This window comes from Paraburkholderia sp. GAS38 (genome assembly GCF_050434965.1).
Lineage (GTDB): Bacteria > Pseudomonadota > Gammaproteobacteria > Burkholderiales > Burkholderiaceae > Paraburkholderia > Paraburkholderia phenazinium_A.
The window spans coordinates 45,471-57,575 of sequence record NZ_JBNDJO010000003.1 but is presented as its reverse complement, the minus strand read 5'-3'; the positions used below and the strand labels follow the sequence as shown (position 1 = coordinate 57,575).

Sequence of the window (12,105 nt, the reverse complement as noted above, 5' to 3'; positions counted from 1 at the left end):
CGAACTGCGATTACAGGTTCAACGGCGAACCTGGTGGGCAGTTTCGGGTTCGGAAACACACAACGGGACGGATGCTTGCACGCCGATTCCAGGTCGTCCATTGGGAGTGGACGCGAAGTGGGAAAAGCGTTGTGAAATGCCAACCTGGAGCGATGCAATACTCAGGATTGACTTCGCGGCAAGGCCTTAAATGCAGTCATTTCCCCGCTTTGCCACCCTCGTTGAAAGCGCAACGTTTTGCATGGAAGGCGCGTAGTTTAGCCGCTGGCGCAACGCAACATGCAAAGAAACTGGAAATCGTTCCGATGTAAAACCGGAGTGGTTTATTTGATTAGGAAGGCATATTAAATACTCTTGCGGAGCGACGAACTTTCGCTTTTGCGATTCACGCTCGCGACTGCGACGCGCCCTTCGGGAGACGTGCGTGGGTTGGGGTCTTCTGACGCATTTCGGGGCCCGTCACGCCGTCCTGCATGTAGTCATGCGTCCGGTCCCGGGCTGCCGTTACTTTCAATATCCCTACGGAAAATACGGCTAATTTGACTTGCTTTGCTGGACACAGCGAATTTTGACCAGATATGATCCGGGAAAACCCGAACATGCCGCCGCTCCGCAGGAGCTTTTCGCTGCGGCCGATGCGGTCATGCGCGGGGTTGTCGTTCGTCGTCGAACGGGCTGTTAGCTGGTGATCCCGGCTAACAGTCCAGCTCGGCGATCTGAAGCAGGCGGGCTTGATGCCCGCCCTGTCGCAGTCGGCCAAAAGCCGGTCTGGACTATTAGCCTGGATATCATCGATCATGATTGCTGTCGCGTTCTCACGCGTCGCCGGCCGCCTGCTGGTTGCGGACCCGGGACTCGTACGCCTCCACATCGCCTTGCGCGTCGCCCTTGCCAGCCTGTTGAGCGGCATCGCCTGCGTCGCATGGACGGCCGGTCATCACCAGCCAATCACCCTCGCCGCCCTCGGCGTCCTGTTCAGCATGATCGCGCCACTGTTCGTGCGCGACGCACGCCGCAGCGCGTGGTTCGTCACCCTGTTCTACCTCTATCTGTGCGGCTGCGCGAACTTTGCCGTGGCCGCTGCCTTGAGCCGCTATCCGCTTGCGGGCGACGCCGGCTTTCTGCTCGTCATGTTCAGCGGCATGCTGTGCCAGGCTTGCGGTCCGCGCGCGCTCGGCTGCGCCATGATCGGCGTCGTCATGTTTTATCTCGGGCTGTATCTGCACCCGACTGCCGTCGAAGCGGCGCAATCCGTTGCCTTGTCGATGGTCGGTCCTGCGATGGTGGCGCTCGTCGGACGCGTGATCGTCCCCATGCGGGCGGCGCGGACTCTGCAGTTGGCGATCCACACCGTCACGCTGCGAGCGGAGCGCGTGCTGGCCGCCGCGGTTCGCGCTGCGCAAGTGCAAGCGCTATCGCCAGCGCAGGGCATGGCCACGGCCGCTCGCGTCGCCGAAGTCTCTGAAGTCGCCGAGGTCTCCGAACTGAACGCGGCAGCGCTCGCGCTCGAAGAGCAACTCGCGCTGCTGAATCCGCCTGACGCGGCCACGCTACGCGAACGGCTCGTCGAACTGGAAGTGGCAGCCGGGCAGATGACGTTCGGCTCGGCCCCCTCGGAAGCGGCGAGTACTGAACCGCTACGCCGTGCCATCGAACGGCTCAGGCAAGCTGCCGGACCGAGGCGCATCTCGCGGACGCAGCCCGCAACACGCAGCATGAACAGCGCCGCCGCATGGTTCGCCGAGATCCGCGCGAGGCTCGCCTGGCTACCGGCGGCGCGTGCCACCACGGCGGCCTTGCTCGCCATGGCGATCGGCCACTCGCTCTCGCCGGAGCGCTGGTTCTGGGCGGTCATCACGACCTTCGTCGTGTTTCTCGGCACCCGCTCGCGCGCCGACACCGTCTATCGTGGCGCGCAACGGCTTGCCGGAACGCTGGCCGGCGCGCTCGCCAGCATGCTGCTGGCAACCACCCTGCACGACGCCCCGCTGCTGATGATCGCGGCCATGGTGGTGTGCGTGTTCGGCTGGGCCTATTACATCCTGAATGCGTATGCGCCGGGGGTGTTCTTTATCACGGTGCTGGTCGGGCTCGTCTACGGACAACTGGGCTTTGCAATGGGACCGCTCGTGCAGTTGCGCATCGAGGAAGTGATGGTGGGCTGCATCGTTTCGTTTGCGGTCGCGATCCTGATGATGCCGCTCGCGGCCACGCGCCACGTCGAAGCGCGGATCGCCGCCGTGCTCGCGGCGCTTTGGCAAGTGGTACGGCTCGCCACGGAAACCGGCGCCCAACCGGACGCCGCCAACGCGAGTACGGCGATGCGCACGCTGGACCGAAGCTGGCATGACCTGCGCGTCGCATTGCGACCGTTGCAAACGCAACGAGTGTTCGTGTGGAATCCTGGCGTCGAACTCGCGACCGGTTCCCTGTTGAGCTGTCTGCATTGGGCACGCGTGCTGAGCCGACCGGACGATACAGACTATCCGGCGAGACACGATGACGATACTGCGTCGCAGGATGCCGGCGCCGCGCACGCCGCGTCGATTCTCGCGCGGCTCGACGCCATGATTGCCCGTTACGACGGAGCCGCTGTGTCGTCTGTCACGGACGACCCGATCCAGACAGCGGGCAATACAGCGAGTGTGACGGCTCATCAAGGCCATCAGCATGCGCAAACCCTGGCGCAACTGGACGGCGCCGTGGCCCAGCTCGCCGACCGCCTCGCTCATCCGAACGCCAGCATGCAAAAGCGTTTGAACTGGGCGTTAAGAACCCGAAGCGCGTAGGACCAGACCAAGCTCAACGCGCGGGAGGCGACCAGATTTGCGACTGGCACCCCGCCGCGTATCCCTCACAGCACGCACCGCATAGCGCTATCGACGTTCTCCCGAAGACCCGATCGGCTTCAGCGCCTGGATCCGCCACGCATTAAATCCCGCTCCCTGCTACCCTTGGCGTTCTGCGGCGCCTTGGGTGAGCTATGCTGTTGCCGAGCGCGCCCTGTGCCACCCCTCCCTGACCTGTCAGCCCTGAAAGGCCGAAGCGATGTCCGATACTCCGATCCCTGCTGCTGTCACCCACGAACCGCAAGCCGTGTCCGTGCAGGTAACCCCCAGTGCCATCTTCATTGTTGCAACCGTCAACCCCGACCCCGCCAGTCGCGAAACCGTGCGCGCGTGGTGCGCCGATATCGCCGCGCTGGTGCGCTCGGTCGGCAAGCGCGTGCCGGCGGGCGGCCTCTCCTGTGTATGCGGGTTCGGCTCAGAGGCCTGGGACGCGCTGTTCGGCGCCCCGCGCCCGGCCGGTCTGCACCCGTTCCGCGAATTCGGCTCCGGCGAGCGGCTCGCGGTGGCGACACCCGGCGACATCCTGCTGCACATCCGCGCCAATCAGATGGACCTGTGCTTTGAACTGGCCACGCAGCTGATGGGCCGGCTTGCCACCGCCGTGACCACGATCGACGAAGTGCACGGCTTCCGTAATTTCGATCAACGCGCCATGATCGGCTTCGTGGACGGTACTGAGAATCCGACCGGTCACGAGGCTGTCACGTTCACGGTGGTCGGTGCGGAAGATCCCGGGTTTGCCGGCGGCAGCTACGTGCTGACGCAGAAGTATCTGCACGATATGACGGGCTGGAATGCGCTCTCGGTGGAAACGCAGGAGCGCATTATTGGCCGCACCAAGCTCGCCGATATCGAACTGGACGCCGCGGTGAAGCCGAGCTCGTCGCACAGTTCGCTCACGACGCTCGACGAGAACGGCGAAGAGGTCAAGATCCTGCGCGACAACATGCCGTTTGGACGGCCGGGCTTCGGCGAGTTCGGCACCTACTTCATCGGCTATGCACGCTCGCCTGCGCCGATCGAGCAGATGCTGGAGAACATGTTCGTCGGCCGTCCGCCCGGCAACTACGACCGCCTGCTCGACTTTAGCCGCGCTGTCACGGGCGGCCTGTTCTTCGTGCCTTCGGCGCCCCTGCTTGAGGCGCTGGCCGAGCGCAGTCCCTCGACGGTTGCGAGCGCAACCGATACGTCCGAATCCCTGCCGTCTGCCGAGGCTCTCAGCGATGGTTCGCTGAACATCGGCTCTCTCAAAGGAGCACCTCAACATGAATAACCTGCATCGCGAACTCGCCCCCATATCCTCGGCCGCCTGGTCGCAGATCGAGGAAGAAGTCGCACGAACCTTCAAGCGCTCGGTGGCGGGTCGCCGCGTGGTCGATCTGCAAGGCCCTGGGGGCGCGAGTCTGTCCGCCGTGGGCACGGGTCATCAATCCACCATCGCGCCGCCGCAGGCCGGCATCAGCGCGCGTCAACGCGAAGTGAAAGCGCTGGTGGAACTGCGCGTGCCGTTTGAATTGACGCGCGAAGCGATTGACGACGTGGAGCATGGCGCGGAAGACTCGGACTGGCAGCCGGCGAAAGATGCCGCGCAACAACTGGCGTATGCCGAGGACCGCGCGATTTTCGATGGCTATAAGGCGGCGAATATTGTTGGGATCCGCGAAGGGTCGTCGAATCCTAAGCTGAGCTTACCGGCTGACGTGAGCGGCTATCCGGCTGTGATCGCGAAGGCGCTCGAGCAGTTGCGGCTTGCGGGGGTCGATGGTCCTTATTCGGTTTTGCTGGGGGCTGATGCTTATACCGCGGTTAGCGAAGCGAGCGATCAGGGTTACCCGGTGCTCGAGCATATCAAGCGGCTGGTGAACGGCGAGATTATCTGGGCGCCGGCGATTGACGGCGGGAGTGTGCTGTCCACGCGCGGTGGGGACTTCGATCTGCATATTGGACAGGATCTGTCCATTGGCTATCTTAGCCATACGGATCAGGTGGTTAAGCTGTATCTGCAGGAGACGTTGACGTTCCTGTTGCTGACGAGTGAGGCTTCGGTGGCGGTGTTGCCGGAGTGAGGGGGCACTAGGCGAAGTTCTTCACGGGAATCGTTCACAAGGGTGTGGGCAAATCACACCCTGTGATTCCTTACGGCACGCTCCATCGCCCGCTGGTACGCTTCCATGCGCTGCCACGCATCAGCGAAGCGCACCTGCGGGCGCTCGCGGTTCGCCCTGATCCGCCACGGCCTGCCCTGTTTCACATACCAACGCCACACTGCTGCTTCGCAGATTTCGTGTTCCGTGTCGGGACATACCCCGTCAATCACGTCCTCGAAGTGCAGCGCATGGGCAACGCCATACTGCCAGCGACACCACAGGTCGTCCGCGATGAACCCCACCGTGAAACCCAGCAGGATCAGCGGGTATTGCGCCCATGCCGGATCACCCAGGTCCTCCGCAGCAAACCATCCCACCACGTTGATGTAGATGGCCAGTATGAGCATGCCTGCCCACGCGAACTTGACGAAAGGCGGGACCAGCAGAATGCGCATCCGCCTCAGTTGCCGGGAGCGCGCCATCATGCCTCCCTGCGATACAGGCTCCAGAAGTCTTCAACAAGACGCCTGGACCGGAGGTATCTCTCCACAAAAAATGCGGCGATCAGAAGCGGCCACGCAACGGCGATCGTGGTATCGGGACCGCTTGACCCGCTGCCGCTGTCGAGCAGCAACAGGCCAATCATCGACAGCGAGATAAAGACAAACTCGGCAGTCGGGATGATCCAGTACCCATAGCTGTCCTTCCATGGTGCATTCACCGGCTGCGGCTCCCTCACAGCGAGACTAAGCATGACGCCCTTCTCCCCTGGTTGCGCCACGAGCTGCGCGCCCTGTCCGAAATACGCCATCCGTGCCGCGAGCGCATACAGCAGCCACCGCGACATTGGAGCCTGCGGCCCGATGGCCGGCTCAAGTGCATGCCCGGAGACTTCCAGACCGCTGTCCCTGATCGCACCCAAGGTTGCGTGCCGCGCGAGGCCTTTCAGACGGCTATGCCAGAAATGGCGGATGCGTTTCGTCTCCACCTGCCCGGCCTGAAGCAGCAGCGTTAGCGCGTCTTCGACCTGATCGGCCTCCGTTGCGATCCCTCGTAGCAGCCACGCCTGCGCCCGGAGCTTGTCACGTTTGTCGTACATGAGTTGGGACGACCCGAGCAGTAGTGCCACGGCGAATTCCGAATAGTCCTCTGCCACCTCCGGGCCAGCATCATTCAGATGCCACGCCAGCACGAGGCGGTGGTACGGCCCACAGTCAGCCGGGAACCACCTTTCCGCGAACTTCGGTTCCGTCGTAGGCCGCATGCACACGATATCCGGTGCGCCCGGCAGCTCCAGTTTCTTCCATACGGCGTGAATGATGTCGGACGATTCGTCCCGGTCGCCCTGCATCATCAGTTGAAACGAATTGCTGTGCATGGCTGCGGCCAGTTTGGGTGCGAGCGGCATCAGCAACTCTTTCAGCACGGCATACAACCTGGATTCGGCGCCCGTCTCATTCATGTCGAGCGCCATGACCTTGCCGGGATTCTGTGGCGGCGTACCGTCCAGGCTCAGCATGCGTTCCGCCAGATCAGGTTCTGGTGCGAGCACCACACTGTCCAGCACGGCGACGCCAGAGCGGCTTTCGTACTGCCACGACCTGCGCAGTCGCCAGCCCTCCTGGTTGAAAACGGCTGCGTCGAACGCGTACATTCCGTGGGCACCGTAGTAGACGAACGCGCATACCGCCCCCCAGAAGACCGGCCCGATCAGCAGGACTCCTCGTAAAAATTCCTTTGGCGCGATTGGCTTGCCCGTGGGCCACGTAGCCACGGTAAGCGCTAGCGCAACGCACTCCACTGCAATGAACAGCACGAGATAAATCCAGATAGGTGGCGGCTCGCTCGCCTCCTTCTCGTCCGGTATCACCTGATCCCAGCGAAACTTCATCCTTCCTCCGTGTCAGCTTCCGTAGGTCCAGACGCGCTGCGAGGCAATCAGCGTCGGAGGCGGACTGCAGCGACAACGGCAGAAGTCGTCCTCAAGCGCAGGCAGCTTGCCGTCCATCGCGTCATCTTCTGAACGCGGGCCACTCGCGGCGATGAGTCCGATCGAGCCACACGCGGGACACTGCACGCGCGCCCCGAGGTAGCTCATGCCGCGTTCAACGGGGCCAACGCCGTCGATGCCGTCGAGTACGGTGCCGTTTGCCGTAGTGCGGTCCAGGCGGAGAATGCAGGCGCGTTCGCTCACGTCAGACTCCCAGCCATTCCCACTCGGTCCCTTCGGCTGCGGCAGGCATGCTTTCGCCACGTCGCCGGGTGACGATGCCCGCGAGGTCGTAGCGGTACGACTCGCCGGTGGACAAACTGCGTGAATAGACACGTGCAAGCCAGCAGCCACTGCGCGGGCAAACGGTGCGTGGCTTGCAGAAGTGTTCCGTGCCTTCAGTCATGTCGAACGACCACTGCCTGACTGGCGTCGGTGCGCTGCCCTCCCATATCCATTGCACTGGACCGTCGAACTCGGTGCCGCTGGCGGACGCCATCAGCATTTTCACGTTGTCTCTCGTGGCAACGTCCCCGGCCTTGAAGGGTACGAGCTGCAGGCTGCGGGAATCTCCACCGGTGCGTACCGCGCGATATAGGCCGTCCTCGGCGAAAGTCTCGCCGGGGTTGACCGGAAAATATGACAGGCGGGTCCTCTGGTACGCTTCCCACCGCTCGCGCTCCTGCGGCGTCGAAGGATAGTCGCGGTCGAAGGTAACGTGAGTTGGATTCTTGGAGTCCGACTGAAAATCGACGCGCACAAGGCTGGACTGGATTCCAGTGACCTCCATGTTCATAAATACACCGACATCCAAACTGTAGTCACCAGCAGAGAATTTATCGATGGAACCGGCCTTCACTTTCAAAACCACGGAGCTGTGCGGCGCAAGATTGACCTGATCATCAGGAAATTGCTTTGGATCGACAAGAGGCTGGCCGGCCAGCCCAAGACCAAATTCAGGTTCACGGGAACCTGCACGCGAGCCGCTAACACCCAACATATCCATACGCCTGCCAACTTTGGTATCCCACTTATCCGGCGTCTTAAACCTGATCGGGTGGTCTCCGCTATTGATAAACCTGACGGACACCAGAAATCCATCCGTGGCGCGCTCAATGGAAAAGAGTGAAATGTCGAGCTTCACGAGCTTCCGTCCATCCTGAACGCCTGCATTTCTTAGCGAATCCACCAGATCAGCAATCTTGATAGCAACAGGACGACTAAAATCCTTCACGTAACTGCTCCTGATCTCTCCACCACATTTTGCGACGTAAAGATCGGGGATCGGTACATCGCTTTTCGGATCTTTCGGTGAGCACAGCAGCTCCGCAAGCTTCCTGGCCTCTTCCAAATTCTGGTTTGACAGTTTCAACTCATATATCCCGATTCCGCTTGCATTCCGGTTGTTAATTGAATCACCAATCTGGACCCGCAACATCTCACCCAAGACAGATATTTCATTGTTTCCATAGGTATTAACGCTGCCATCCGCCGCGCCATTTGTCGTGTAGCTAAATTGCATAGCGTGCTTCTCCCTATTCACACTCCCTCCGTTTGCACACCCCACCAGAACCAACGGGGAGATTGCCAGGATGCCCAATGCGATACGCCAAAAATTACGAATCATGGCCAACCCTCCACAACCTGCTTGTAGAAAGCGAAAATTGACGTCGCACATATTCCAGGTAATAAGGCTTGATACTTGCAGTAACACTGCCCGATTGCAACGGTGCATTGGCACCGTCACCCATCAGATTTGTCGGCGAATGCGCTTGCCATGCCATGGTTCCTGCTTTCGCATCGACCAGCGAAAAATCGATCTGCTCGTCCTTTATATAAGACTCGTGAAGCCAGCCACCCTGGTCGTAGTACTCATCGGGGAAATTAAAATAATGCCCGCATTCATGTGCCTCGACATTCGCCTGCGGATAGTCGAAAATCTTATTGTTGTACTCATATTTATGCCTCTCCCCCCAGGATGACGTATCTGCCCGAAGAACGGTCGGAAAAAGGTGATTCGAAACATGCGGATTAAATCCAGCAATGGACACACCCTTGACCGATACGCGGAGATCAACCCTGAAATTAACCTTTACCCGGCATCCGCATGCAGCGCCCTTGGAGCAACCGTCCAGGATCAACTTGTAGCCACCGTGGTTCAGCACAGCCTCAATACGACTCTTTAGCGCGCCGACATCATATTGATCCCCGACTGCATCGCGATAGTCCATCTTCACACCATTGACCGTGGAACCGGGCATCATTTTCCAGTGAGTGGTCGTCTCATATGGGACAGTTTGCGGCACAACCGTAAGATCACGATTTCCAGTGGCATCGACCGGAAACAAATCCATCGGGATTAGCATCACCCTGACAGTGCAGGTGATCGCCTTGTCCTGCTCGCTGTACGCAAATTCGAAGTTCGAATCCCTTGAACCACCACCTCTGATCTGGTTTCCGCGACCATCCTTCCACGGACTCCGGTTGCCCAGCATGCCCCAATACGACTTGGCTTCGATATGCTCACTAACATCGGCCTTTACGTCCGAGATCTTCCAGTCGCAGGGAGCCGCATTTGCGAGCTTGATTGGATCGGGTGCAACGTAACTTTGCGTCTGATCGTCGGGACTGTTTAACGTGACCTTGGCCTTAGGCACGTTTGAATCCACATTTGACGACTTTCCATCAAATGGTGAGAAACCGCTTATCTTGCTCCCAGCAAGCGGCGGAGCAGGCGCAGGTACAACACCTACCGTATTACCCAGCGATTCCCAAAGCGACTCATTGACCTCGGGCACCGGTGCTGGCGGCGATACGAAGTCCGGGTTAGTCCTCCACACTTCACATCCAGTCGTGAACGGCACAAAGACCGGCGCGAACGCCGCGCCACCCAGGTCCATCTGTGCGGGACCCACCTTCTTCAAGCCACTTGTCTTGAACACGGCGCGACCCCGCGAACCGAATTCGATCCCATCCGGCGTCATGCGCACATACGAGCCACCGACATTCAGCACGATCTCCTTCGAAGACTTCATCTGCAGCACGCCATCCACCGTCTCAACGGTCATGTCGTTCTGTGACGCAAACTGCATCGATCCGCGCTGGGCCTGCACGACAACCGCGCCCGCTGCCGCGATCAGGCTCATGCCTTTCTGCGAGAAGACGGATACCAGATCACGCGCAGCCACGGTGAATCGCTTGAGCGTGCTGAAATGCACACCCTTCTTTGCGGTACCGATAATCGAACCGTCGGCGGCAAGATGCACTCCGTCGCCTGATACGACGCCAGCCGGCCCAGGCGCGGTGACGAGCGCACCCGGCTGTCTAAACTCGTCCAAGGCATCGCTGATCGCCCGCTGTGCAACGGTATCGGCCGGCGCCGCCTTTGAGGCGCTAGCGGATTTCGCCAGAGATACAGACAGCGCCTGATGGTTCTTCAGTTGCGCCTGCGTCTCCGACGTGTCCAGCACCTTGCCGTTACCACCGGCCTGGTTATAGGCCGACAGCATCACGCCTGCTCCGCCGCGCCCGACCAGGTGTCCCGCCGTCCGCAGTTCTGCGCCCGCGCCACGCTCCTTCAGTTCACGGTCCGGTATGAAGCCGAGGTTGAGCTGCGAACGGCCCGAATGCTCCGTGCTGAGTTCAATGCCTTCCTGGTTGTCCCAGTCATCCATCCACAGCTTGTTGCCTGACTGCGTGCGGATCTCGTTACGCGACATGCGCCGCCGCGACGAGTTGACGAGATCAGGACGCTGGCTGTTGTGGACGAATCCCACCAGGATTGGCTTGTTTGGGTTGCCCTCACGGAAGCCGACCAGGGCTTCATCCCCATCCACTGCGGGCATGTGCAGGCCCGTATGGTTCTTGCCGGCAAAAGGCTTCGCCAGCCGCAGCGGCACACTCTCCGCGCCTTTGGGCCAGGTGCCGAAGTCGCAGTGAAAGCGCGCGATATACTCGCCCTTGTCGGTCAGGTAGGCGAATTTGTATTTGTCAGGAGAGCAGATCGTCGCGCCCAATGTCCCGTGTATTTTTGGCCACCGGCCATCGTCCATACGCATCCGGTAGGGACGGTCGGCAGGAATGGCGGTGAAGCGGTTCATGTAGCTGTCGGAACGCGCACCGCTATGCACAACCTTCGTGACAAACATGCCACGGGGTGCATCTTCAAGTAGTCTGTCCGACCGCACGATACAGCCGGGCCGGATCGCGAGCACGGTTGACTTGACCTTGTAACTGACCTGCCGGACAAGCGCCGACTCGTGCCGCAACAGCGCTTCACGCTTCGCACCTGCCGTATCTCCGTGATGTGTGCCCCACACGTAAGGCATACCAACCATCGTCCCGTCGTCCGGTACAACGCGGCTTTCGTTGCGCAGAACTTCCCACGCACTTTCCGGGTTGTAATCGGCAACGGCAAAGGACTCCGGCACGGTCCGGGTGCGGATCCTAAAGGAGAAGATCGCCTCCTCGAACGTCGACAACCCCGCAGTGGGACGGTCAGGCACCACCATGGGAGGACGCTCGTAGCCGTCGATGTCATCGGCAATCACCAGCACTTCGCCATGCTTGCCGGTCGTCGTAAAACAGAACAGGCCAGCCTGTTCCATTTCAAGCCTGATGTAATCCCAATCCCCCATGTTGAACTGGAACCGGAAGTCGTGTTTCGGATGTTCACGCCTGAGGCGAAATTCCACCTGCATCCAGAAGCGGATTTCATGGCGCTCAAGAATCGACTTGATGATTTCCCACGACGCCTTCTGCTGGTACGTCACGCAGTTGCTCGGGCCGTCGAGGACAGCGAGTCGCTGGCGGATCACCACGCAGTAGGTGCAACCGTCACGCGATTCCGATACCAGATCGAAGCGCGACACAAAGCCGTTGAACTGCCGCCGTCCACGCCCGTCTTCCGGCTGGATGGAGAACTCCGCGATCTGTCCGAGCACCTTCTTCCTGCTGACAGGTCCCGATGTTGCAATCACAGCCTTGATACGGTACGGCTCGCAGACTTCTTCGTGCACCTCCCACGATACGACCGACACCACAGGCATGGGAGACTTGCCGGTCTCCCGGTCAGTCTGCGGCTTGCGTGGCATCAGTTTCAGGTGCGCAGATTGCCGTCCTGTCAGATACATCCTCAAACGATCAGATTCCGCCCTATCCATGTTTGTCTTTTTGCGAA

At 60.5% G+C, this 12,105-nt stretch carries 9 protein-coding genes; 3 read left to right on the top strand and 6 right to left on the bottom strand.

Translation table 11 applies throughout. From position 1 onward, the window contains the following. Nucleotides 1-385 precede the first annotated feature (385 nt). Nucleotides 386-799: a hypothetical protein gene (locus tag P3T42_RS07855; RefSeq protein ID WP_074294315.1), complete on the bottom strand. Its 414-nt coding sequence runs from the start codon at nucleotides 797-799 to the stop codon at nucleotides 386-388. Here P3T42_RS07855 and P3T42_RS07850 point away from each other — a divergent pair. The 3 genes from P3T42_RS07850 (at nucleotide 798) to P3T42_RS07840 (ending at nucleotide 4,915) form a co-directional block, all read left to right on the top strand. Further along, entirely contained in the window at nucleotides 798-2,789 is a 1,992-nt protein-coding gene (locus tag P3T42_RS07850; RefSeq protein ID WP_429305656.1) for an FUSC family protein, read from the top strand. The two genes, P3T42_RS07855 and P3T42_RS07850, sit on opposite strands and share 2 nt — an antisense overlap. A 259-nt stretch (nucleotides 2,790-3,048) precedes the next feature. Then, complete coding sequence (locus P3T42_RS07845) at nucleotides 3,049-4,122, top strand: Dyp-type peroxidase (protein ID WP_143788250.1); 1,074 nt, start codon at nucleotides 3,049-3,051, stop codon at nucleotides 4,120-4,122. After that, complete coding sequence (locus tag P3T42_RS07840; RefSeq protein WP_074294313.1) at nucleotides 4,115-4,915, top strand: family 1 encapsulin nanocompartment shell protein; 801 nt, start codon at nucleotides 4,115-4,117, stop codon at nucleotides 4,913-4,915. The genes P3T42_RS07845 and P3T42_RS07840 overlap by 8 nt, the downstream gene beginning before the upstream one ends. A gap of 53 nt (nucleotides 4,916-4,968) precedes the next feature. On the opposite strand, the gene P3T42_RS07835 is transcribed toward P3T42_RS07840, so the two are convergent. The 5 genes from P3T42_RS07835 to P3T42_RS07815 all read right to left on the bottom strand — a co-directional run bounded on the left by P3T42_RS07835 (nucleotide 4,969) and on the right by P3T42_RS07815 (nucleotide 12,088). Then, nucleotides 4,969-5,391, bottom strand: a complete 423-nt coding sequence (locus P3T42_RS07835; protein ID WP_429305655.1) for a hypothetical protein — start codon at nucleotides 5,389-5,391, stop codon at nucleotides 4,969-4,971. A gap of 26 nt (nucleotides 5,392-5,417) precedes the next feature. After that, nucleotides 5,418-6,827: a hypothetical protein gene (locus tag P3T42_RS07830; protein ID WP_429305654.1), complete on the bottom strand. Its 1,410-nt coding sequence runs from the start codon at nucleotides 6,825-6,827 to the stop codon at nucleotides 5,418-5,420. 12 nt (nucleotides 6,828-6,839) lie between these two features. Further along, a complete protein-coding gene (locus tag P3T42_RS07825) occupies nucleotides 6,840-7,130 on the bottom strand; it encodes a PAAR domain-containing protein (RefSeq protein WP_429305653.1) in 291 nt (96 codons plus the stop codon). Nucleotide 7,131: 1 nt separating this feature from the next. Next, the gene (locus tag P3T42_RS07820; protein ID WP_429305652.1) at nucleotides 7,132-8,448 is read right to left on the bottom strand and encodes a hypothetical protein; all 1,317 of its coding nucleotides are present in this window, start codon (nucleotides 8,446-8,448) and stop codon (nucleotides 7,132-7,134) included. A 94-nt stretch (nucleotides 8,449-8,542) separates the two neighbouring features. Further along, nucleotides 8,543-12,088, bottom strand: coding sequence for a type VI secretion system Vgr family protein (locus tag P3T42_RS07815; RefSeq protein WP_429305651.1), 3,546 nt, complete (start codon nucleotides 12,086-12,088; stop codon nucleotides 8,543-8,545). Nucleotides 12,089-12,105 lie beyond the last annotated feature (17 nt).

Excerpts from the sequence above, each read along its gene's own strand:
- P3T42_RS07850 (WP_429305656.1), top strand. The coding sequence starts at position 798 with ATGATTGCTGTCGCGTTCTCACGCGTCGCCGGCCGCCTGCTGGTTGCG.
- P3T42_RS07855 (WP_074294315.1), bottom strand. The coding sequence starts at position 799 with ATGATCGATGATATCCAGGCTAATAGTCCAGACCGGCTTTTGGCCGAC.
- P3T42_RS07845 (WP_143788250.1), top strand. The coding sequence starts at position 3,049 with ATGTCCGATACTCCGATCCCTGCTGCTGTCACCCACGAACCGCAAGCC.
- P3T42_RS07840 (WP_074294313.1), top strand. The coding sequence starts at position 4,115 with ATGAATAACCTGCATCGCGAACTCGCCCCCATATCCTCGGCCGCCTGG.
- P3T42_RS07835 (WP_429305655.1), bottom strand. The coding sequence starts at position 5,391 with ATGCGCATTCTGCTGGTCCCGCCTTTCGTCAAGTTCGCGTGGGCAGGC.
- P3T42_RS07830 (WP_429305654.1), bottom strand. The coding sequence starts at position 6,827 with ATGAAGTTTCGCTGGGATCAGGTGATACCGGACGAGAAGGAGGCGAGC.
- P3T42_RS07820 (WP_429305652.1), bottom strand. The coding sequence starts at position 8,448 with ATGCAATTTAGCTACACGACAAATGGCGCGGCGGATGGCAGCGTTAAT.
- P3T42_RS07815 (WP_429305651.1), bottom strand. The coding sequence starts at position 12,088 with ATGGATAGGGCGGAATCTGATCGTTTGAGGATGTATCTGACAGGACGG.